Below are 22923 nucleotides of genomic sequence, written 5' to 3' on the forward strand. Positions count from 1 at the left end.
GCACCATGGACTACACGACACTACGCGTTGAAGCCGCGCCTGGCACCGAGCTCGCTGATGGCATCCGCACCCTGGTGCTCAACCGCCCCGAGGTGATGAACGCGATGAACACGCAGATGTTCATCGACCTGCGCAACGCCCTGCACGAACTGGCCTTCGACGACGGCCTGCGTGTGCTGATCATCACCGGCGCCGGTGAGCGTGCATTCTCGGCCGGCGGAGACCTCAAGCAGCGCGACGGTATGACCGACGGTCAATGGCGGCGCCAACACCAGCTCGCCGAAGAGGTGTTGCTGGCTGTCAAGGATTTCCCGCAACCGGTGATCGCCGCCGTCGAAGGCCACGCGCATGGCGGCGGCTGCGAACTGGCGTTGATGTGTGACTACATCGTCGCTTCGCGCGCTGCGGTATTTTCGCTGCCCGAGCTGCGGCGCGGCATCATGCCCGGCGGCGGCGGTATCCAGAACCTCGTGCGCGCCGTCGGCGCGCGGCGCGCCAAGAAGCTGCTGTTCACCGCGCGCCGCTTCTCGGCCGAAGAAGCCACCGAATGGGGCATGGTCACAGACCTGGCCGAGCCGGGTACGGCGCTGGCCGCCGCAGTCGCCGACGCGCGCGACATCGTACTGGCCGCACCGATGGCCACCCACTACGCCAAACTCGCCGCATCGCGCGGCGGCGAGATTGACTTCCACAGCGGCTACATGCTCGACGTCGCCGCCTACAACGTGCTGGTGTCCTCGGCCGACAGGCTGGAGGGCGTGAAGGCCTTCAATGAAAAGCGCCCACCGCGCTGGAGCGGACTCTGACATGTTCAAAAAAATCCTGATCGCCAACCGCGGCGAAATCGCCTGCCGCATCGCACGCACCTGCCGGCGCCTCGGTATTGCGGTGGCCGGTGTGCATTCGAGTGCTGATCGCGATGCGCTGCACGTTGACCTGATCGGCGAGTCGATCGAAATCGGTGGGGCAGCGCCGGCCGAGAGCTACCTGCGCATCGATGCGGTCATTGATGCGGCCCGGCGGACCGGGTCGCAGGCCATTCATCCTGGTTTTGGCTTTCTGGCCGAAAACGCGGTCTTCGCGCGCGCGGTCGAGGCAGCCGGCCTCGTCTTCGTCGGCCCGACGCCCGAGGTCATTGAGCGCCTGGGCGACAAGGCGTCGGCCAAGCGCGAGGCCCGCGCCGCTGGCGTGGCCGTGCTCGGCGGCAGCGAGCTGCCGAGCCGCGATGCGGCCGAAGTGGCAGCCACCGTGCGCGGACTACCGCTACCGGTGATTCTGAAGGCGGCCGCCGGTGGCGGCGGCAAGGGCATGCGGGTGGTGCAGCAGTTGGACGGGTTGATGGAGACCATCGAGGCGGCCATGCGCGAGGCCGGGAGTTCCTTTGGCGACACTGCGTTGATCGTCGAAGCCTTTGTCGAGCGCGGGCGCCACATCGAGGTGCAGATCGTCGGCGACGGCCATGGCGAAGTGATTCACTTGTTCGAGCGCGAATGCACGCTGCAGCGGCGCCATCAGAAAGTCATCGAAGAGGCTCCAGCGGTGAACCTCGCCCCGGCGCTGCGCGAGGCGATGCTCGGTGACGCGGTGCGCTTGGGACAGCGGCTGCGCTATCGCGGTGTCGGCACGGTGGAATTCATCGTGCAGGGCGACAATCACCACTTTCTCGAAGTCAATCCACGGCTGCAAGTCGAGCATCCGGTGACCGAGGAGGTGACCGGGCTGGATGTGGTCGAGATCATGCTGCGCATTGCCGCCGGCGAGGGCTTGCCCTTGCGCCAGAGCGAAGTGCAGGTGCGCGGCCACGCGATTGAGGCGCGGGTCTGCGCTGAAGATTCAGCACAAAATTTCCTGCCCTCCACCGGTGAACTGATCGCTGTTCGGTTCCCAACTTCTGTCGTGCGGGTTGAATCGGGTGTGCGCGCCGGCATGGCGGTCACGCCGTACTACGACTCGATGCTGGCCAAGCTGATTGCGCATGCGCCCACGCGCGAGGCGGCGCTGGACCGTCTGAGTGGGGCGCTGGGCGAAACCCAGGTGCACGGCGTCGAAACCAACTGCGCCTTTCTGCAGCGCCTGCTGGCCCTGCCCGCCACGCGCGACGCCAGCTTCCACACCCGTCTGATTGACGAGGTGCTGGCCGAGGGGAGTCAGGGCGCGAGCAGTGCGCCGCTGGAGCGGCTGGCCGCTGCAGCGGCTTGGTGGTTGCTCGACGCGCGGTGCAACGGCAATCAATTCGGGGCCTGGTCGGCCCTGGACGTGACGGGTTGGCAGATGCACGCCGGCGACGATCGGCTCACGCCGGTTCCGGCGCTGTTGCTGCGCTCGGGCGGCACAACGCACGAGGCCCGGTTCGGCGCCGTCTCGCCCGAGTCCGAGGTGACGGTGCAAATCGGCACAGAACGAGTCCGCTTGGCACTGACCGCCATCGCCGGGGGCAATTGGCGTTTGCGCATGGGGGATCGACATGAGGTGCTGACCATCGTGCGCAGCGTCGATACCGTGTTTGTGCAGAGCAGCGGCACTGCCCACGCCATCGGCGTGACCCCTTACCTCAACCAGGCCATCACCGGACGCCAGACCAGTGGCCAGTTGCGCACGCCGATGATGGGGATGATCCTGAAGATCCATGTGGCGGTTGGCGAGCGCGTACGTTCCGGCGACGTGGTGGCAACGATGGAGTCGATGAAGATGGAGCTGCGCATCAATGCCGACCACGATGGGGTGGTGCGCTCGCTGTCGGTGCAGAACGGACAAATGGTCGAGCGCGGCCTGGTGGTGGCCGTGGTTGAGTCCGAGGGCACTGCGGAATAAGCGGCGGCAAACCCCGCATGCGCGCCCATCTTTACAAACCTGGTGTTATCCACCGTTAAAAATGACGTGTCCGAGACGGCCCATGACCAGCATCCAACTTCCGAACGGTATTCAGGTTTTTGAGCGCGGTTGGCTGTCCTCCAACAACATTCTGTTCCTTGGATCGGCATCCAGCGCACTCGTTGACAGTGGCTACAGCACACACGCGGAACTAACGGCCGGGCTGGTCAGCGCCGCTTTGCAGCAGCGGCCGCTGGACTTGCTGCTCAATACCCATCTGCACAGCGACCACTGCGGCGGCAATGCCGCCCTCCAGGGCAATTACCCAGAACTTCAAACCCTCATTCCGCCAGGCCATGCATCACTTGTCTCGCCGTGGGACCCCGTCGCCCTGAACTATGTGCCATCCGGGCAACACTGCCCCCGGTTCAAGTTCGATGGCCTTCTGTCGCCGGGCACGGACATCCAGCTGGCCGATACCGCGTGGCAAATCCATGCGGCACCGGGCCATGATCCCCATTCAGTCATTCTGTTTGAGCCGCAGTCCCGAACCCTGATTTCGGCCGATGCCTTGTGGGAAAAAGGCTTCGGCGTGGTGTTTCCGGAACTCGATGGTGAAACCGCGTTCGATGAAGTGGCCGCCACATTCGACCTGATCGAGCGGCTTGACCCGCGCTGGGTCATTCCCGGCCACGGCCCGGTATTCCGCTACCGTGCCGAGGTGCTGGCCTACGCGCGCGAGCGCCTCAACGCCTTTGTCAAGAACCCTGAGCGGCATGCGCATCACGCGGTCAAGGTGTTGCTGAAGTTCAGACTGCTGGAGCAGCAGCAACTGCCTTTTGCTGATTTTGTCGAGTGGGCCGCCAACACACGCTACTTGCGGCTCATTCACCAGAGGTTTGTTCCTTCGGTTCCCATCGACCAGTGGATGGAGCAGTTGACTCAGGAGCTGGTGCGTTCCACCGCTGCGCGCAGAGACGGCAACAGGGTCTACAACGCGTGAAATGGACCCCGTCGTGAGCCACTGAACCAGGGCCCTGACAAAAACCAGCGGCCGCATGCGAAAGCCAAGCCATCTTTTAACCTGGAGATAAACATGAGTGAAGCAGAAACCGTTTTGTATCACGTGCGCGATGGTATCGCCACCGTCAAGATCAACCGCCCCGAGATGCGTAACGCGCTGTCACCGGTCGCTGCCAATCGGCTGCACGATCTGTGGTGCGAAGTCGATGCCGATAAAAATGTGCACGTGGCCATCCTGACTTCTGCCGACTGCGGCACTTTCTGCGCCGGGCTCGACCTGCGCGAGGCTTCTCGTGTCAAGAAGGACGAGGGCGTGGACATCCTGACCAAGATGAGGGACCCGTTTCACGGTCGCCAGCGCCGTGTGGCCAAGCCCATCATCGCGGCCATGACCGGGCACCTGATTGCCGGCGGCATGATGCTGAGCCTGAACTCGGATTTGCGCGTAGGCCTCAAGGGCACGCAGGTCGGCATCACAGAAACCCGTATCGCCGGGCGCGGCAGCCCCTGGGCCATTCCCCTCCTGTGGATGCTGCCGCAGCCGCTGCTGATGGAGATGGTGCTGACCGGCGACCTGTATCCGATCGAAACCTTCCATGGGCTGGGTTTCATCAATTACCTGGAAGACACGCCTGATGCGGTGCGCGCTCGGGCCACCGCGCTGGCCGAACGCATCCGCGACAACGCTCCGCTGTCGGTGATGGCGGGCAAGGAATCGATCATGACGGCGATGAGCGCCGGTTGTGAGGCCGGCATGGCGCTGGCGCACAACATTTATCGCACCGCCTACGCCAGCGAGGACGCGCAGGAGGGTCCGCGTGCCTTCGCCGAGAAGCGCAAGCCGGTTTGGAAGGGGTGCTGATGTCGCTGCGGGGAGATGCCATCTCCAGCCTGGCCCCTCTTTTGGAGAACAACCGTGCCTGGTCGGCGCGCTGCGCTGCGGAAGATCCGCAGTACTTCGAGCGACTGGCGCACCAGCAGATGCCGCGCTACCTGTGGATCGGCTGTTCCGACAGCCGGGTACCGGCCAACGAAATCCTGGGGCTGCGGCCTGGCGAGGTGTTCGTGCACCGCAACGTCGGCAACCTGGTAGTGCACTCCGACCTGAACTGCCTGACGGTGCTGCAGTATGCGGTCGAGGTGTTGAAAGTCGAGCATGTTCTCGTGGTGGGTCACTACGGCTGCGGCGGCGTGCAGGCGGTGATAGAACAGCGCCGCACCGGTCTGGCCGAGAACTGGCTGCGCCATCTGGAGGACGTGGCGCGGAAACACATTGATCGGCTCGACGGCATTTCCGGCGTTGACGAGCGCGCGGCGCGGCTTTGCGAGATGAACGTGATTGAGCAGGTCAGCAACGTGTGTCGCACCACCACCCTGCGCCGCGCCTGGGAGCGCGGGCAGCAAGTCGAGGTGCACGGGCTGGTTTACGGCCTGCGCGACGGCTTGCTGCGGCCAGTCGGGGGCAGCGTCAATGGGGTCAGCGAGTTGCAAGAGCAGTACACCCTTTCATTGGCCATGCTGGACGCCGGCCCGGCCGTTTGATCGCATCAAGAAAGAAGGAAAATCCCTGTGCCAACCGACACGACAGACCCCGCGACCGACAACATTGCCACCCAGTTGGCCGCCTTTGCACACGGTCTCAAGCCTGGCATGTTGCCCGCAGTCGTGGTGGAACAGGCCAAGCTGCTGATGCTCGACGCTCTGGGCATCGCCCTGGCCTCGTCTCAGCACGACTTCGCGCACTGCGCTTACCGCGGCTTGCGCGCCCTGGGTGGCGCGGGTGACAGCGCCGTCATGGGCGCCTTTGCACCCCTGCCGCTGCGCGATGCGGTGCTGATGAATGGCATCCTGGTCCACGGGCTGGACTTCGACGACACCCACCCCGGCGCGATCACACACCCCAGTGCCAGCGCCTTTCCGTTGGCGCTGGGTCTGGCAGCGCAACGGCATGCCACGGGGCCCGAGATGATCACGGCCTATGTGCTCGCGATTGAGGTTGCTGCCCGTCTGGGTGCGGCGGCCGGGGGCGGCTTCCACGACGTTGGCTTTCATCCGACCGGCCTGGTGGGAGCTTTTGGGTGCGCGCTGGCGGCCGGCAAGCTGATGGGGCTGGATCAGGTGGGCTTGGAGCATGCGCAAGGCGTGGTGCTGTCGATGGCATCCGGTAGCATGGAATTTCTGAGCGACGGCGCCTGGACCAAGCGCATGCACCCGGGCTGGGCCGGTGTCAGCGGGCTGACCGCCACGGCGCTGGCCGGTGCCGGTTTTCGGGGGCCTTCACAGCCTTATGAAGGGCGCTTTGGTCTGTACGCCAGTCACTTGGCCGCGCGCGGCTTGTTGGCCGATTTGTCGTTGTGCACGCGCGGCTTGGGCGAGCGCTGGGAGCTGCTCGAAGTGGCGGTAAAGCTGTACCCAACCTGCCACTTCACGCACGCCAGCATCGATGCCGCGCTGGCGCTGCGGGCGACGGGGCTGCGTGCCGAGGAGGTGGCATCGGTGCAGGTGCTGCTGCCGCCAGGGGTGCACCCGGTGGTGTGCGAGCCGGTGGCGGCCAAGCGACGACCGGCCAACGTCTATGAATCGCAGTTCAGCATTCACCACCTGGTCGCGCTGGCCCTGCTGCGCGGCGAGCTGGGGCTGGCCGAACTGGATGCCGCCAACCTGAGCGACCCGCAGGTGCAGGCGCTGGCTGACCGCATCGAACACGCGGCCGACCCCGATGCCGATTACCCCACCTTCTTTTCCGGCGAACTGCACGTGCGCACGAACGACGGGCGCGAGCTGCGCTGGCGCGAGTCAGCGCACCGCGGCGCACCGGGCCGGCCGATCACGGCCGCTGACATCGAGGCCAAATTCATGGGCAATGCACTACTGGCATTGCCGCGCGATCAGGCGCTGCGCCTGCGCGATGCGCTGCTGTCGGCCGATCGCGCCGAAGACGCCGCCACTCTGGCGCATACCCTGACCCATTCCAACACCTCCGGATCCCTTTAATGACTACCAGCCCGCCCATCGCCTTTGATGCGGAAAAAGAAACTCTGGTGCTCGACGCCGTCGAGCGCTTTGTCGACCGCGAGATCAAGCCGGTGGCGCAGCGGCTCGAGCACGCCGACGAATGGCCGGCCGACATTGTGGCCGGCATGCGCGAGATGGGCCTGTTCGGCTGCATCATCCGCGAGGAATATGGCGGCCTCGGCCTGTCGGCCAGCACCTATGCCAAGGTCGTGGAGCGCATCGCGCGGGTATGGATGTCGGTTTCGGGCATCATCAACTCGCACCTCATCATGGCCGCCTGCGTGCAGCGCAACGGCACCGAGGCGCAGCGCCAGCGTTTCCTGCCGCGCTTTGCCAGCGGCGAACTGCGCGGCGGGCTGGCGCTGACCGAGCCCGACTGCGGCACCGACTTGCAGGCGGTGCGCACGGTGGCGCGCCGTGACGGCGACCACTACGTCATCAACGGCACCAAGACCTGGATCTCCAACGGCGTCCATGGCCAGGCCTTTGCCGTGCTGGTCAAGACCGACCCCGCAGCGCAACCGCGCCATCGCGGCATGAGCCTGTTCATCTGCGAAAAAGGCCCCGGCTTCACGTCCACTCGCAAGCTCGAAAAGCTCGGCTACAAAGGCATCGACAGCGCCGAGCTGGTGTTCGACAACTTTCGCGTGTCGGCCGCCAACTTGGTCGGTGGCGTGGAAGGACAGGGTTTCAAGCACGTGATGGGCGGACTGGAACTTGGGCGCATCAATGTGGCTGCGCGCGGCGTGGGTGTGGCGCGCGCCTGCCTGGAGGAGTCGGTAGCCTATGCCCAACTGCGTCGCACCTTCGGCAAGCCGATCTGCGAACACCAGGCGATCCAGCTCAAGCTGGCCGACATGGCCACTCGGGCGGAGGCGGCGCGTCTGCTGGTTGAACAGGCCGCGCGGGCTTATGACGCTGGCCAGCGTTGCGACATGGAAGCCGGCATGGCCAAGCTGTTCGCCAGCGAGGCGGCGGTCGAGAACTCGATGGAGGCCTTGCGCATCCACGGGGCTTATGGCTACTCGAAGGAAATGAACGTCGAGCGCTACTACCGAGACGCGCCTCTGCTGTGCATTGGCGAAGGCACCAACGAATTGCAGCGCTTGATCATTTCCGCCCAGCTGGTGGAGCGCAGCCCGATCTGATGTATCGCCTGGGGCGGCGCCTCAACTCGGCGGTGAATGAACCCCTCGGAGGAAAATTTCTTGAACAACCTGCTGTCCGCTTTCCGGTTCGCCGCCCTGCCCGCCGGGACGAATTCATTTCGCGCCGAGGTAAAGGCCTTTCTCCAATCCAGCTTTGAGCCAATGCCCGCCGACATCCGGGCCCGTTCATGGATGGGTTTCAATGCCGCTTTCAGCAAGAAGCTGGCCGCACGGGGCTGGGTCGGCGTGACCTTGCCAGCGCAATACGGTGGCGCCAGCCTGGACGCCTTCTCGCGCTTCGTGCTGGTGGAAGAACTGCTGGCCGCCGGTGCCCCGGTTTCCGCACACTGGATCGCCGACCGCCAGAGCGGGCCCCAGATCCTCAAGTTCGGAACCGAGGCGCAACGCCAGTTCTATCTGCCCAAAATTTGTGCCGCCGAGGCCTTCTTTTGTATCGGCATGAGCGAGCCCAATGCCGGCTCCGACCTCGCCAGCGTTGGCACACGGGCCAGCCGCTGCGAAGGTGGCTGGCGTTTGAACGGCCACAAGATATGGACCACCAATGCGCAGCACTGCCACTACATGATCGCGCTGGTGCGCTCGTCGGGCGAGTCGCAGGATCGGCAAAAGGGCCTGTCGCAGTTCATTGTCGACTTGGCATTGCCCGGCGTGACGGTGCGCCCGATCCGGGATCTAACGGGGGACGCGCATTTCTCAGAAGTGTTTTTCGACAACGTGCTACTGGCCGACGACGCGCTGATCGGCAATGAAGGCAGCGGCTGGGCGCAAGTCAATGCCGAACTGGCCTTCGAGCGCAGCGGCCCGGAGCGGGTGTACTCCAGCATCGTGCTGCTGGAGCACTGGATCACCTGCCTGCGCAGTACACCGGCGGTCTCGGCCCATGCCGCCACCATCGGGCGTTTCGCCACGCACCTGGCCACGCTGCGCAACATGTCGATCGCCGTCACGGCCAAGCTCGTCAACGGGGAAAGCCCGTTGGTCGAAGCGGCCTTGGTAAAGGATATAGGCACCGAATTCGAGCAGAGCATTCCCGCCGTGATCGGAGCCGCCATCGCTATGGACCCGGACGCCCTGGTCGATGCCGAGTTGTACCGCGCCGTGGCTTATGTAAGCCAGATTGCGCCCACCTATTCCCTGCGCGGCGGCACGCGCGAGATCCTGCGCGGCATGATCGCGCGCGGTCTGGGCCTGCGTTGAAAACGAGAGCATTCCATGTTTGCACAAGCGATTGAAGATATCCTCGAGGATCAGTGCACGCCCGCCGTGGTGCGCGCGATTGAGGCGGGCGGCTCGACCGCTGCGCTGTGGCAGGCGCTGCAAGGCGCCGGCTTCCTCGAACTGCTGGCGTCCGAGGACGCTGGCGGTGCCGGCCTCCCGCTGGCCGATCTGTTCCCGATACTGTGCAGCTTCGGCCGCTACACGGTGCCGGTGCCGGTGGCTCAGACGATTGTGGCGCGAGCGCTGCTGGGGTCGCAGTTTGCGATGCCCAACGGCATGATTACGCTGGGCGCTGCGTTGCGGCGCGAGGCCGATGGCGCCATCGTGTGCTCATTCACACCTTACGGCCGGGTGGCCGATTTCGTGCTGGCCCAAGATGGTGATGCCTTGTTGCTGCTGCCTTGCGCAGCGGCGCAGCGTGAAGCAAGCGGCGTGCATGGGAGCCTTGCCGCCAACCTGCGCTGGCCCGATGAGCGCATCGCGACGCACGTGCCCGGCGCTGGCCCACTGCTGCCGACATTCGCCGCGGCCTTGCACGCCGCCCTGCTCAGCGGGGCCATGACACGGGTCTTCGAAATGACACTCCAATTCTGCAATGACCGCATCCAGTTCGGCAAAACCCTGGGCAAGTTCCAGGCGGTGCAGCACCAGTTGAGCGTCATGGCCGAACATGTGGCTGCTGCCTCGATAGCCGCCGAAGCAGCGTTCCGTACCGACACGACCACGCCCTCCTTGCTCGCCGCTGCCATGGCCAAATCCCGCACCAGCGAGGCGGCGGTGCTGGTTGCCTCCATTGCCCACGCGCTGCACGGTGCCATTGGCATTGCCGAAGAATACGATCTGCAATTGCTGACCCGGCGTTTGCATGAATGGCGCATTGCCCATGGCTCGGAAGCGCACTGGAACGCATTGATCGGCAATAGCGTGCTGGCTTCAGACGCGTCTATTGCCGATTTTGTACGGTCGGTTTAGCGGGCGAGCGGCCTCGCCAGCCCAGCCACTACCCTGCCAGCTTGCCCTGCAGCTCGGTCACCGCCTCCGGGTTGACCAGCGAGGACAGGTCGCCCGGACCGTCGCCCCGGTACACGGCCCGCACGACGCGACGCATGATTTTCATGTTGCGTGTTTTGGGCAGGTCGCTGACCAGCAGCACCTGTCTGGGTCGGTAGGAGGCGCCCATGCCATGGACAACCGCTTGAGACAGTTCAGCTTGCAGCGCCGCGTCCGCCGCCACGCCGGGCATGGGCACGCAGACGCAGACGATGGCCGAGCCCTTGATCTCGTCGGGCACGCCGATCACCGCCGCCTCTGACACCTTGCCGGTGCCGGTGAGCAGGGTTTCAATCTCCGACGGGCCGGTGCGCTTGCCTGAGACCTTGATCGTGTCGTCGCTGCGGCCGAGGATGTAGAACAAGCCGTCCGCATCGTGCATCGCAAAGTCGCCATGCACCCAGACGCCGGGCAGCGTGCGCCAGTAGCTGTCGAGGTAGCGCTCGTCGTCGCGCCACAGGCTCTTGGTGAAGCCGATGTTGGGGTTGCGCAGCACCAACTCGCCGACCTGGCCCGCGCCGACCGGCTGACCGTTGTCGTTCACGATGTCGACCCCGGCGCCAAGCCCCCGCGCGCCGAACGAGCCTGGTCGCAAGGGGTGGTGCAGGGTGCCGGTGAAGTTGCAGCCGCCCACCTCGGTGCCGCCGACAATGTTGAGGAACGGCAGACGCTCTTTGCAGATGTGCTTGAAGAACCAGCGCCAGGGCGCCTCGGTCCATGCCTCGCCACCGGAGCAGGTGATGCGCAATGCAGACAAGTCGTAGCTTTCGACCTCTGTGTCGCCGTAGCGCATCAGGCTGCGGATCAGCGTGGGCGCGACACCCAGATAGGTGACTTTGTGATCCTGCACCAGACGCCAGAAGCGTCCTGTGTCGGGGTAGTCGGGCGTGCCTTCGGCCACCAGCAGGCTGCCGCCGAAATAGCTCGGGATGCAGGCGCACATGGCACCCACCATCCAGCCCATGTCGCTCATGAAGAAGAAGCGGTCGCTCTGCTTGAAATCGGCGCAGATGTGCATGTCGCGCGTGACCATCGAGCCCAGGAAACTCACGTGGGTCCAGATGCAGCCCTTGGGCTTGCCGGTGGTGCCCGAGGTGTAGAGCAATACGGCGGGTGCCTCGGCGGCCATCTCGGCGGTCGGCATGTCACGGGGTTGGGCGGCGATCAGGCTGGCCCAGTCGTGGTCGCGTTCCGGCGTCATCGGGCATGGGGACGCTTCACCCAGGTGGCGCAGCACCACCACGTGCTGCACGCTGGGTACCTCGCGCAGGGCTTCGTCCAGCACCGACTTCATGACGCCGGGGGTGCCGCGTCTCCAGGTGCCATCCACCGTCAGCACCGCCTTGGCTTGTCCGTCGTTCAAACGGGCGACAATGGGTTGCGGCCCGAAGCCCGAAAACAAGGGCATCAACACGGCGCCGATCTTCAGGACCGCAAAGAACGCGACAAAGGTCTCCGGCAGGTTGGGCATGTACAGGCCGACCCTGTCGCCCCGAGCAATGCCCAGCGACTGCAACGCTCCGGCCAGGCGGCAAACCTCGGCATCAAACTCGCGGTAACTCAAGGACTTGCGGTTTTTCGGGTCTTCGCCCTCCCACACCAGGAAAGGCTGGTCCCACACCGGCGTTCCGCGGTGCCGGTCCAGGCAGTTCAGCACGATGTTGGTGGTACCGCCGACACACCAGCGCGCCCACTCGATGCCGCGCGAGGTGTCAAGCATCTGCGTGTAAGGTTGATAGAAGCGCATGTCGCAAAACTCGAACACCTCTTGCATCAACCAGGCCGGATCGGCATCGGCGCGAGCGCTCAGGTTCTCGAAGCTCGATTCGCCCACTTTGTGCAAGAAGGCGGTCAGGTTGGACCGCGCCATCAGTTCAGGAGCGGGCCTCCATTCAAACGGTTGTTTGGTAGAATTCATGCTGCCATCCTATCCGAACGTCGTATGGGAGTCCAGCGGTGCTGGTCTCACCGCGTCGTTTCTTCTCCGTAGCTCTACGCAGTCAGAAAGGCAGTCCGTCCGTGCATGTTGATGAAGCGATTCGCAGTCGAAAATCGGTCAGGCGGTTTCTACCCACGTCCGTTCCTTCCTCGGTTGTGCAGCACATTTTGAACGTGGCGGCGCGAGCCCCGAGTGGCAACAACGTGCAGCCGTGGAAGGTGTATGCGGTGGCGGGCGAGTCCCGGCAGCGTCTGTGCGATGCCTTCATTGAGGCGGCCACGCACGAGCCAGACCGCCACCAGCCTGAATACGCCTACTACCCCACCACCTGGGTCGAGCCCTACCTGGATCGTCGGCGGCGCTGCGGCTTTGGCCTGTATGCCAGCCTGGGCATCGCCCGCGACGATGCGGCGGCGCGCGCGCATCAGATGCTGCGCAACTACCTGTTCTTCGACGCGCCGGTGGGCCTGCTCGTCACGCTCGATCGCCGCCTGAACACCGGCAGCTTCATGGATCTGGGCATGTTCATCCAGAACATTCTGGTGGCCGCCCGCGCACAGGGCCTGCACACCTGTGCGCAGGCGGCGCTTGCTTGGTACCACAAAGTGGCGCGTGCCCAACTGCCTATCAGCGACCACGAAATCCTCGCTTGCGGCATCGCCCTGGGACACGAGGACCTGTCGGCCCCGGAGAACGCCTTCATCACCGAACGAACCGATGTGGAGACGTTTTCCAGCTTCCATGGTTTCGACGCGGCTCGCTGAGCTCACGCGCCAGCGATTGAACCTTTGATTCATTCCGACAAGCACACCCAAAGGAGCCGAGCGATGATTCTGCACACTGCTGAGACCTTGAAGCGTTACACCGAAAGCGGCCACTGGGGCCGGCGCACCCTGCTCGATTTGCTGCGCGAGACGGCGGCCAAGGCGCCGGAGCGGCCCGCCGTGGTCGACCCGGCTGATCGGCCTGATCTGACCGGAACAGCAGCACAGAACCTGAGCTATCGGGAGTTCGCCGCGGCCGTCGACGCCATCGCGACCGGGCTGCTGGACATGGGTTTGCGCAAGGATGAAATCGTCGTCGTGCAACTGCCCAACGTATGGGAACTGGTTGCCATGTTTCTTGCGGTCAGCCGCGCCGGCGGCGTGCTCTCGCCGATGCCGATTCAGTGGCGCGACAACGAGTTCCAGAATGTCAAGAAACTCACCGAGGCGCGCTTCTTCTTCGGGATGCGCGATTTCAAGGGTGCCGATCAACTCGCCATCGCCGAGAAGACCGGATTTGTCGCGCTGCCGATCGAGCGTATTGCCGAGATGGCGCGTGGTGCGGCCGACGTGGCCAGGCTCGACGCCATCGGTGTCGACGCCAACGACATTTTCAGCCTATGCTGGTCGTCCGGCACCGAAGCCCTTTCCAAGGGCTGCCCGATGTCTCACAACAACTGGCTCTTTCAGATGAACCTGATCCCGCTGACGGCCGGGCTGCACGAAGGGGACCGGGTGCTGGCGACCGCGCCGGTGGTCAACATGACCGGTGTGGCGACCTGGCTGGCTTCGCTGGCCATCGGGGGCACGACGCTCTTGCATCACCCGCTGAACATGCCGCTGCTTCTCAAGCAGTTGATGCATGACCAGGTGCATTTCACCCTGCTGGTGCCTGCCCTGCTGAACATGATCCTCAAGTTGCCCAACGTCGATCAGCTTGACTTCTCCAGCGTGCGCTGCATCGCCTCGGGTTCGGCGCAACCCTCGCGCTGGAGCATGGAGGAGTTCAAGCGGCGCTGGAACATCGAAATCCTGCACGCCTGGGGACAGACCGAAGGCACCGCGGTGTTTGCAGGGGCGCGAGACGTGCCCGATTTCGCCAAGCGGGCAGATCACTTTCCGTGGTGGGGTAGCCCGGGCGTCGAATGGCCCTCGGACATCCAGGGTGTAGAGATGAAGCTGCTCGATGAGAGCGGTGCAGAATGCACGCAGCCCGGCCAGGTGGGCGAGCTGGTCTACCGCGGACCCAATGTGTTTGCTGGCTATTACCAGCGGCCGGACCTGGCGATAAGCACGTTCACCCCCGACGGCTTTTGCCGCACAGGTGACTTTTTCATCGTGCGGGACGTTCACCACATCGGTTTCTTTGACCGCAAGAAAGACATCATCATTCGCGGTGGCTTCAACGTTAGCGCAGCCGAGGTCGAGAACCTGGTTCTCACCCATCCCGGCGTGCAGGAGGTGGCGGCGGTGGCGGTGCCCGACGAGATCATGGGCGAGAAGACCTGTATCTTCGTCGTTCCGAAGGACAAGGCCCAGCCGCCGGCGCTGGAGGATATCGTCGGCCACCTGAAGCAGATCGGCGTGGCGGCTTACAAGCTGCCTGAGCGCATCGAGTACCTTGACGCCATCCCGCGCAACCCGGTAGGAAAAATCCTGAAGGCAGAACTGCGCAAGCACCTGCGCCCCGTGGCTGCCTGAGCCCACTCCGACCCACGAACCCAGTTATGGCAAACATCAAATCCGCACCCTCGTCGCATACGCTTCGCGGTAAAACCGCGATCATCGGTGCGGGCATTTCCGCCGTCGGCCGCGTGCCGGGCAAGAGCGCGCTCGCGCTGGCCGCCGACGCAGCGGGCAAGGCGCTGGCCGAGGCCGGCATCGGCAAGCACGAGGTCGATGGCGTGCTCTCAAGCTCCGCCTTTGCCTCGCCGTTCCACCGCTTCAGCGTGGCTTTCAGTGAATACCTGGGCATCCAGCCAACGTTTTCCAACACGCTGCAGGTCTCCGGCGCCACGGCGGCCACCATGTTCAACATCGCCGCCGCCGCCATTGCCGGCGGCCTGGCCGAGACGGTGCTGGTGGTGGGGGGCGACAGCCTGCTGACCGGTCTGTCCCCCGACCTTGCCCTGCGCTCGATGACCGAAAGCCGGGACCAGCAATACGAAATGCCCTTCGGCATTCCCGTGGCCAACACCTTCGCCATGACCGCGCATCGGCACATGAAAGAGTTCGGCACCACCTCCGAGCAGTTTGCCAAGGTGGCGGTGATCCACCGCGAACACGCACGCCGCACGCCGGGGGCGCAGATGACCGATCCGCTGAGCGTCGATGACGTGCTGAATTCCGGCTGGGTGACAACGCCTTACCACAAGCTCGACTGCTCTCTCATCTCCGACGGCGCAGCAGCCTTCATCGTCACGTCGGCCAAGCGCGCCAGGGCGCTGGGAATTGCCAAGCCCATTTACATCCTCGGCGGCGGCGAATGCTACACGCACGAGCACATCTTCCTGATGCCCTCGCTGACCACCACGGGCGCGGTGCAGTCGAGTGCCAGGGCCTACGACATGGCGGGCTGCAGGCCGAAGGACATCGACGTGGCCGGCGTCTATGACTGCTTCACCGGCACGGTGATCATGATGCTGGAGGACCTCGGTTTCTGCCCCAAGGGCGAGGGTGGGCGCTTCGTCGAGGACGGGCAGATCACCTACGGCGGAGCCATCCCCTGCAACACCCATGGCGGCCTGCTGTCGTTCGCGCACTCGGGCATGCCGGGCTCGCTGTTTCATTTCTACGAGGTAGTCAACCAGCTGCGCGGAAACTGCGGCGAGCGCCAGGTCGCGGACGCTGAACTCGGCCTGGTGCACAGCCTGGGTGCCGGTTTTGCGACCAACGCCACCACCATCCTGGGAACGGAGGCCACGCTGTGATCAACCAAAAAGACGCCCACCTCAAGCCGCAGCCGATGCCGGATTCGGATTCGGAAATCTATTGGCGCGGCATTCAGGGGGGCAAGCTGCTGCTGCAGCACTGCCCAGCGTGCGACCACGTGCAGCTCTACCAACAGGCGATCTGCCGTGAGTGCGGTAGCGAGCGCCTTGAGCACCGCGCCTCCAGCGGTCGCGCCAAGGTGCATTCGTTCAGCGTGGTTCACCGGGCGCCCGGGCCGGCCTTCAAACAGGACACGCCCTATGCCGTGCTGCTGGTAGAACTCGAAGAAGGTCCGCGGATGATCAGCGCCTTCGTCGGTCCAGATCCTTCGGTGGTCACCTTCGACATGGCCGTCGAGCTGGTTTGCGAGCCCGTCGGTGGCGGTGTGACGCTGCCGCGATTCCGGGCGGCCGGACTTCAAGCGTGAAACAGCGTCTTCGCGCGCCTTCTGAGCGTGTCTGAACAAATGATTCAACTCAATGCGAGATTTAGCTGACCCCATTTCGCTGCGTCGTCCTCCCAGACTGTAGTCGAGGGAGCTCTGACCTGACGATGACCACGGTTGCGCGGCGGGCGATTGAGCCCTTGTCAATGCACGATTGGATCGTGGCAATCTTTGCACCGGTCGGCTACAGCAAGACGACATTGATGGGAGGATGGTTTCGCGCTTGCAAAGACGCCGACCCCGTGCGGGTGGGCCTCGACGCCTCCTGGCGCGACCAAGTGTTCTTTGCCCGTTTGCAGTCTTGGATCAGAGATCAGTGAAATTCAACAGCAATAGGCTCATTGTTGAACCGCTGCCTCAGACAACAACGCTCGGATGTGTTCGTCGGAATAGCCAAATTCGCGCAACAGTTCCACCGTGTTCTCCCCCAATTTGGGTGCATGGTGCCTCTTTTCCGGTACTGAATGCGACCACTCGGTAGGGATGCTTACATCTAGCATTTCCCCTTCGCTTGGATGAGTGACCTGCTGGATGTATCCGGTTTCCGCAAGATGAGGGTCGGCCAGGATGTCGTCAATGCTGTACATGCGTGCTGCGGGAATATCTGCGTGCTCCAGCAGCGCAAGCCACTCCCCAGTGCTTCGTGTTCGAAAGATTTCGCCGAGAAAGCCGTAGACGTGGTCAATGTGCTCGAGGCGCTTGCCCTGGCTGCTGAAGCGCACGTCCTGCGCAAATACCTCGGACTTGCCAATGGCATCGAAGAAGCTACGCCAATGCTTGTCGTTGTACACCAGGACGCAGATATGGCCATCGCTTGTCTCGTAGGGTCGGCGATCACGTGCGAGACTACGTTGATATCCGGAAGGTCCCGTCGACGGTCTATAGAGGTGCCCGGCAAGGTGCTCACCAAGCACTATGGAAAGCATGCCTTCAAACATGGGCACATCAATCCGCTGTCCAATGCCGGAACGCTCGCGATAGAACAGTGCAGCGGTGATGGCGTTGCACAGTTGCAGACCGACCACGCGGTCGACCAATACCATGGGGGCATACCGGGGCGTCTCTCCAGTGGCCTGACCCGTAAGCCAAGGGATGCCGCACATGCCTTGGATGAGATCGTCGTAGGCGGGTTTTGCGGCGTAGGGGCCACGCTGACTGAATCCGTAGGCGCCAGCGTAGACGATCTTCGGAGACACCTTCTTCAGGTCTTCGTACCCGAGGCCCAGGCGAGCCATAGCCTGCGGCCGGATGTTGTAGAGCAGCACATCTGAGCTGGCTGCCATGTGCAGCAGCGCGTCGCGACCTGAAGGCTTCTTGAGGTCGAGAACGATGGAGCGCTTGTTGCGGTTGGTCGTCAGGTAGAAGTGGCCCATGCCAGGATTTCGCATAGGGCCGGCTTGACGCATCACGTCCCCGCCAGGCGGTTCGACCTTGATCACATCGGCACCCAAGTCAGCCAACTGCTGGCTGGCATATGGGCCCATGATCACACTCGTCAGATCGAGAACGCGAATGCCAGAAAGAGGTCCGCTCATTTTCAATCGACTTTCGCGCCGGAGAGTTTGACGACCTTTCCCCACTTGTCATACTCGATGTTCATGAAGGACTTGAACTCGGTGGGGGGCAAGGTCCATGCCTCGTAGGCCATGCCACGAATGGCCTGCTGAAGTTCTGGGGTCTGCATCGCTTTGAGAGCGGCCTGATACAGCCGGTCGACGACGGGTTGGGGGAGTTTGGCAGGGGCCACCAGACCGAACCACAGGTCGCTACCCGCTTCGTCGAAGCCTGGCACACCGGACTCGCGCATGGTGGGCACGTCGGGCAGATAACTGCTGCGCTTGACACTGGTCACGGCAAGCGGCCTGACATGGCCGGCACGGATTTGAGGCAGCGAGGTGATGGGGATATCGAACATGGCCGAGACGCTGCCGCCCATGACGTCCACCAGGGCGGGTGCACTGCCCTTATAAGGAATGTGCTCGAGCTTCGCGCCTGTCAACGCTTTGAGCAGCTCTCCGGAGAGGTGGTTGGTTGCGCCGTTGCCGCCCGATGCGTAGTTGGCCGAAACACCACTACGCTTGGTCCATGCAATGAACTCGGCCAGCGTGTTGGCTGGCACCTTGGGGTTGATGACCAGCACGTTGGTGTACGAAACGATGGGAGTGATCGGAGTCAGATCGGTGCGCGGATCGTAGGGGTGGCGTGGGTAGAGGTGTGGATTGATCGCGGTCGTGCCGGTGTGAGCCATTCCGATGGTGTAGCCGTCGGGTGCTGCCTTGGCCACCCCGTCGATGCCGATGCTGCCTCCGGCCCCTGGGCGGTTGTCCACGATGATGGGCTGGCCGAGCACTTCACCCATGCTCTTGGCGAGGGACCGTGCCAGTACGTCGGTCGGCCCGCCTGCAGAGAATGGCACGATCATACGGATGGGCTTTGATGGGTAGTCCTGCGCAAAGCTCGAAAGAGGGACGGCGAGAAACAGGCCAGAAAGGGTGAGGCCCAGCACGGTTCGAATCGGGGTCATTGTCTTGTCTCCTAGGGTTATGGTCTTGTCGCGGCGAATCAAGGTTATGGGCTTCTTTCATGTGCTCATGAATTCGCCCTCCTGTTGGTGTTGCGTGTGATCCTCAGGCGTGCTCGCGGAGCAGTTCGCGCGCGATGATGAGCTGCATGATCTGGCTGCTTCCCTCGTAGATGCGAAGCAGGCGCGCGTCGCGGTAAAGGCGCTCGATGGCGTATTCCTTGATGTAGCCATTGCCTCCGTGCACCTGCAGCATGCGGTCGGCGATGCGGCCTGCCGCCTCGGTCGCGTAGTACTTGCAGCATGCGGCCTCCTTGGTGGTCTTCTTTCCAGCATCTTTCTCCCGCGAGGCCTTCTCGACCATGGCGCGCGCAGCGAACAGCTCGGTTTGACTCTCAGCCAGCATGGACTGGATCATCTGGAAATTGGCAATGGGCTGGCCGAACTGCTTGCGCTCCATCGCGTAGCGCGTTCCTTCGTCAAGAAGGCGCTCGCACAGTCCGGTGGCCACTGCGGCCATGTGCAGCCGTGCGTGGTCCAGCGACATCATCGCGTTGCGAAATCCCGTGCCTTCCGCGCCGAGCAAGGCGCTGGCAGGAACACGGCAGTTCTCGAAGATCACGTCGGACTCATGAGAGCCCGCGAACCCCATCTTCTTGTACGGCTTGGCCACAGTGATGCCGGGTGTGTCACGATCGACCAGAAAAGCGGAGATACCCTTCGAACCGACCTCCTTCGGAGCCGTGCGCGCGAAGACGGTGAACACGCCGGCATGGATGGCGTTGGTGATGAAGCGCTTGGTGCCGTTGATGACGTAGTGATTGCCATCGCGCACAGCTTTGGTGATCAGAGCAGCGGAATCGGAGCCGGAGTCGGGTTCGGTGAGACAGAAGGACGCCATCATCTCGCCGGTCGCGAGTTTGGGCAGGTACTTTCGCTTCTGCTCTTCGGTACCATCGTTGACGATGCCCAACGTGCCCACGCCATTGGTGGTGCCGAAGTAGGAGCGGAAGGCGGGCTGCGCGTAGGCGATTTCGAAAACGAGGCTTGCCTCCTCGAACATGCTGAGGCCGAGGCCCCCGTATTCCTCGGGGATGGTCATGCCGAAGAGGCCGAGTTCCCGCAGGCCCTTCACCACGTGGGGGGGAATCTCCTGCGTCTCCTCCACCACCGTCTCGGCGGGTAGAAGCACCTCGCGCGTGAAGCGGCGGGCGGCATCGATGAGAAGCTCGAGTGTCTGTTCGCGTTCTGTCATGGGTATTTCCGTGGAGTCGTTCGTAAAGAGAGAGGATGTAAATTTCAGACCACTTTGATCAACTCGGGCACGGCCACGAACAGATCGGCCTCCAGGCCGTAGTCGGCCACCGAGAAGATCGGGGCCTCGGGGTCCTTGTTGATCGCCACGATGACCTTGGAGTCCTTCATGCCGGCCAGGTGCTGGATCGCGCCCGAGATGCCCGCAGCAATGTAGAGCTGCGGGGCCACGATCTTGCCGGTCTGGCCCACCTGCCAGTCGTTCGGTGCGTAGCCCGCGTCCACCGCGGCGCGGCTCGCTCCGAGTGCTGCGCCCAGCTTGTCGGCCAGCGGCGTCATCACCTCGTTGAACTTCTCCGCGCTGCCGAGTGCCCGGCCACCGGAGACGATGATCTTGGCCGCCGTGAGCTCGGGGCGGTCGCTCTTGGCGATCTCGCTGCCCATGAATTTGGACTTACCGTCGTCGGCGGCTGCTGCTGCCGTTTCCACCGTGGCGCTGCCACCGGTGGCCGCTGCGGGGTCGAATCCCGTGGTGCGCACGGTGATCACGTGCGTGGCGTCCAGGCCCTGCACCGTGGCAATGGCGTTGCCGGCGTAGATCGGGCGCTCGAAGGTGTCGGCTGCGATGACCTTGGTGATGTCGGAGAGCTGGGCCACATCGATTGCGGCGGCCACACGGGGCGCCACGTTCTTGCCGCTGGCGGTGGCGGGGAACAGGATGTGGCTGTAGTTCGCCGCGATGATCAGCACCTGGGCTGCCACGTTCTCGGCCAGGCCGTGTTCGAAGCCCGGGGCGTCGGCGTGGATCACCTTGCTCACGCCGGCGATCTGTGCGGCGGCGGCGGCAGCAGCCCCGGCGTTGTGCCCGGCGATGAGCACATGCACCTCACCACCACATTGGGCAGCGGCGGCAACCGTGTTGAGCGTGGCGCCCTTGATGGAGGCGTTGTTGTGTTCTGCAATAACGAGTGCGGTCATGACATGAATTCCTTAAATGACTTTGGCTTCGTTCTTCAGCTTGTCCACCAGGGCTGCCACATCGGCCACCTTGATGCCCGCACCGCGCTTGGGCGGCTCGCTGACCTTGAGCGTCTTGATGCGCGGGCTCACGTCCACACCGAGGTCTTCGGGCTTGAGGATGTCCAGCGTCTTCTTCTTGGCCTTCATGATCTTGGGCAGCGTCACGTAACGCGGCTCGTTCAAACGAAGGTCGGTGGTGATGATGGCGGGCAGCGCGATGGAGAGCGTCTCCAGGCCACCGTCGACTTCGCGCGTGACGGTGGCTCTACCGTCAGCGACTTCCACCTTGCTGGCGAAGGTGGCTTGTGGCAGGCCGGCGAGCGCGGCCAGCATCTGGCCGGTCTGGTTGCAGTCGTCGTCGATCGCCTGTTTGCCCAGGATGATGAGACCGGGTTGCTCCTTGTCCACCAGGGCCTTCAAGAGCTTGGCCACGGCCAGGGGCTGCAGCTCCAAGTTGGTCTCCACCAGGATGGCGCGGTCCGCACCAATGGCCATGGCGGTGCGCAGGGTTTCCTGGCACTGGGTGACACCGCAGGAGACGGCGATCACCTCGGTGACCACGCCTTTCTCTCTCAGGCGCACGGCTTCTTCCACCGCGATTTCGTCAAACGGGTTCATGCTCATCTTGACGTTGGCGATGTCCACGCCACTGCCGTCGCTCTTCACGCGCACCTTGACGTTGTAATCCACCACGCGTTTGACGGGGACGATAACCTTCATGTTGGGTTGTCTCCTGTTGATATGGACTTCACTGTACGAATCGATAGATTCCACGTCAAATACCAAATGAGACGTCAGTGATATCCTTTTGGTAATGAACTTCCGGCAGATCACCCAGTTTCTGGCCGTGGTGGAAACGCATAGCTTTCGCAAGGCGGCGGAACGGCTGCACATTGCGCAACCGCCCCTGTCCACGGGCATCCGGCGCTTGGAAGCAGACCTCGGTGCACCACTTTTCGAGCGCAGCAAGCGCGGCGTGCGTCTTACCGACGCAGGTCGTGTCATTCTGGTGGACGCGCAGCAGATTGCCTTCCATGCTGAGCAGTTACGCAGCGCTGTCGTCGCTCTGCGTAACGGCGTTGGCGGGCGATTGCGCATTGGCTTTGTAGGCTCCGCCACCTATGCGATGCTGCCACGCGTACTGCCGCTTTTTCGCGAGCGCTACCCGAATGTGGTGCTCGACTTGCGCGAAGGCACGACCACACAGATACTTCGCGACCTGGAGGCTGGTGCGCTGGACCTAGGGCTCGTTCGATACCCCGTGGCAGAAGCCACACCGATCGAAATCAGACCGGTGGAATGGGACAGGCTGGTGGTCGCCTTGCCGATGCACCATCCGCTGACCCGGCGCAAACGCGTGGCGCTATCGGACTTGGCCAATGAAGCTTTCATCATGTACTCAGCGTCGAGCGCGGTAAACCTTAGAGCACAGGTGATGCTGGTCTGCCAGACCGCTGGCTTTACTCCCCGGGTCACGCAGGAAGCCGTGCAGGTTCAGACGTTGGTCAGTCTTGTGGAAAGCGGCATCGGGGTGGCATTGGTCCCTGCAGCATGCAGCACAGGTTCCACCAGGCGAGTGGAGTTTCGCGATGTGTCGTCAGAAGCATCGCTCGCGGTAGCGCTCGGCGTGGCAATGCAGCCGAGCGCCGACGGTAGCGCTGCACAGCGTTTCCGGCAGATGTTGGAAGAGAACCCTCCTCAAAACGGTGACACTGTTCTTTTGCGTCGCCGAAAGCCAGTTCCGCGCGGATCACTTTGACGCT

Annotated in this window: 21 protein-coding genes; 15 read left to right on the top strand and 6 right to left on the bottom strand. The window is 63.6% G+C overall.

Annotation, left to right across the window (positions count from 1 at the left end):
• The first annotated feature begins 5 nt into the window (after window positions 1–5).
• From ASE11_RS24615 to ASE11_RS24655, 9 genes are all read left to right on the top strand, one after another.
• The gene (locus tag ASE11_RS24615) at window positions 6–806 is read left to right on the top strand and encodes an enoyl-CoA hydratase/isomerase family protein (protein ID WP_056278352.1); all 801 of its coding nucleotides are present in this window, start codon (window positions 6–8) and stop codon (window positions 804–806) included.
• 1 nt (window position 807) lies between these two features.
• Window positions 808–2811, top strand: a complete 2004-nt coding sequence (locus ASE11_RS24620) for an acetyl/propionyl/methylcrotonyl-CoA carboxylase subunit alpha (RefSeq protein WP_056278355.1) — start codon at window positions 808–810, stop codon at window positions 2809–2811.
• A gap of 82 nt (window positions 2812–2893) precedes the next feature.
• Window positions 2894–3814 carry an MBL fold metallo-hydrolase gene (locus ASE11_RS24625; RefSeq protein WP_056278357.1) on the top strand — a complete coding sequence of 307 codons (921 nt, stop codon included), beginning with the start codon at window positions 2894–2896 and terminating at the stop codon, window positions 3812–3814.
• Between the two features lie 93 nt (window positions 3815–3907).
• On the top strand, window positions 3908–4696 hold the full coding sequence (locus tag ASE11_RS24630) for an enoyl-CoA hydratase/isomerase family protein (RefSeq protein WP_056278362.1): 789 nt from the start codon (window positions 3908–3910) through the stop codon (window positions 4694–4696).
• Entirely contained in the window at window positions 4696–5376 is a 681-nt protein-coding gene (gene can / locus ASE11_RS24635; RefSeq protein WP_200959413.1) for a carbonate dehydratase, read from the top strand. The genes ASE11_RS24630 and can overlap by 1 nt, the downstream gene beginning before the upstream one ends.
• Before the next feature lie 27 nt (window positions 5377–5403).
• Window positions 5404–6828, top strand: a complete 1425-nt coding sequence (locus tag ASE11_RS24640; RefSeq protein ID WP_056278367.1) for an MmgE/PrpD family protein — start codon at window positions 5404–5406, stop codon at window positions 6826–6828.
• On the top strand, window positions 6828–7997 hold the full coding sequence (locus ASE11_RS24645; protein ID WP_056278369.1) for an acyl-CoA dehydrogenase family protein: 1170 nt from the start codon (window positions 6828–6830) through the stop codon (window positions 7995–7997). Before ASE11_RS24640 ends, ASE11_RS24645 begins: the two co-directional genes overlap by 1 nt.
• A 60-nt stretch (window positions 7998–8057) precedes the next feature.
• The gene (locus ASE11_RS24650; protein WP_056278372.1) at window positions 8058–9215 is read left to right on the top strand and encodes an acyl-CoA dehydrogenase family protein; all 1158 of its coding nucleotides are present in this window, start codon (window positions 8058–8060) and stop codon (window positions 9213–9215) included.
• A 15-nt stretch (window positions 9216–9230) separates the two neighbouring features.
• Entirely contained in the window at window positions 9231–10208 is a 978-nt protein-coding gene (locus ASE11_RS24655) for an acyl-CoA dehydrogenase (protein WP_056278375.1), read from the top strand.
• A gap of 28 nt (window positions 10209–10236) precedes the next feature.
• Here the strand turns inward: ASE11_RS24655 and ASE11_RS24660 are convergent, their stop codons facing one another.
• Window positions 10237–12204 carry an AMP-binding protein gene (locus tag ASE11_RS24660; protein ID WP_056278379.1) on the bottom strand — a complete coding sequence of 656 codons (1968 nt, stop codon included), beginning with the start codon at window positions 12202–12204 and terminating at the stop codon, window positions 10237–10239.
• A 101-nt stretch (window positions 12205–12305) separates the two neighbouring features.
• Between ASE11_RS24660 and ASE11_RS24665 the strand changes: the two genes are divergently transcribed.
• The 5 genes from ASE11_RS24665 (at window position 12306) to ASE11_RS26070 (ending at window position 16685) form a co-directional block, all read left to right on the top strand.
• Entirely contained in the window at window positions 12306–12989 is a 684-nt protein-coding gene (locus ASE11_RS24665) for a nitroreductase (protein ID WP_056278382.1), read from the top strand.
• Window positions 12990–13052: 63 nt separating this feature from the next.
• Window positions 13053–14690, top strand: a complete 1638-nt coding sequence (locus ASE11_RS24670) for a class I adenylate-forming enzyme family protein (RefSeq protein ID WP_056278384.1) — start codon at window positions 13053–13055, stop codon at window positions 14688–14690.
• A 26-nt stretch (window positions 14691–14716) separates the two neighbouring features.
• Window positions 14717–15919, top strand: a complete 1203-nt coding sequence (locus ASE11_RS24675) for a thiolase C-terminal domain-containing protein (protein ID WP_056278386.1) — start codon at window positions 14717–14719, stop codon at window positions 15917–15919.
• Window positions 15916–16347 carry a Zn-ribbon domain-containing OB-fold protein gene (locus tag ASE11_RS24680; RefSeq protein WP_082586009.1) on the top strand — a complete coding sequence of 144 codons (432 nt, stop codon included), beginning with the start codon at window positions 15916–15918 and terminating at the stop codon, window positions 16345–16347. The genes ASE11_RS24675 and ASE11_RS24680 overlap by 4 nt, the downstream gene beginning before the upstream one ends.
• Before the next feature lie 125 nt (window positions 16348–16472).
• On the top strand, window positions 16473–16685 hold the full coding sequence (locus ASE11_RS26070; RefSeq protein WP_156406488.1) for a hypothetical protein: 213 nt from the start codon (window positions 16473–16475) through the stop codon (window positions 16683–16685).
• Window positions 16686–16703: 18 nt separating this feature from the next.
• On the opposite strand, the gene ASE11_RS24685 is transcribed toward ASE11_RS26070, so the two are convergent.
• The 5 genes from ASE11_RS24685 to ASE11_RS24705 form a co-directional block, all read right to left on the bottom strand.
• Window positions 16704–17900 (bottom strand): CaiB/BaiF CoA transferase family protein, encoded by a 1197-nt coding sequence (locus tag ASE11_RS24685; protein WP_056278389.1) that lies wholly within the window; start codon window positions 17898–17900, stop codon window positions 16704–16706.
• 2 nt (window positions 17901–17902) lie between these two features.
• Window positions 17903–18889, bottom strand: coding sequence for a Bug family tripartite tricarboxylate transporter substrate binding protein (locus tag ASE11_RS24690; RefSeq protein WP_082586010.1), 987 nt, complete (start codon window positions 18887–18889; stop codon window positions 17903–17905).
• A 103-nt stretch (window positions 18890–18992) separates the two neighbouring features.
• Window positions 18993–20141, bottom strand: a complete 1149-nt coding sequence (locus tag ASE11_RS24695) for an acyl-CoA dehydrogenase family protein (RefSeq protein WP_056278394.1) — start codon at window positions 20139–20141, stop codon at window positions 18993–18995.
• A 44-nt stretch (window positions 20142–20185) separates the two neighbouring features.
• Window positions 20186–21118, bottom strand: a complete 933-nt coding sequence (locus ASE11_RS24700; protein WP_056278397.1) for an electron transfer flavoprotein subunit alpha/FixB family protein — start codon at window positions 21116–21118, stop codon at window positions 20186–20188.
• A gap of 12 nt (window positions 21119–21130) precedes the next feature.
• A complete protein-coding gene (locus ASE11_RS24705; RefSeq protein WP_056278401.1) occupies window positions 21131–21880 on the bottom strand; it encodes an electron transfer flavoprotein subunit beta/FixA family protein in 750 nt (249 codons plus the stop codon).
• Between the two features lie 94 nt (window positions 21881–21974).
• On the opposite strand from ASE11_RS24705, the gene ASE11_RS24710 reads away from it, so the two are divergent.
• The gene (locus ASE11_RS24710; RefSeq protein WP_082586011.1) at window positions 21975–22919 is read left to right on the top strand and encodes a LysR family transcriptional regulator; all 945 of its coding nucleotides are present in this window, start codon (window positions 21975–21977) and stop codon (window positions 22917–22919) included.
• Window positions 22920–22923 lie beyond the last annotated feature (4 nt).

Source organism: Hydrogenophaga sp. Root209 (assembly GCF_001428625.1).
GTDB lineage: Bacteria > Pseudomonadota > Gammaproteobacteria > Burkholderiales > Burkholderiaceae_C > Hydrogenophaga.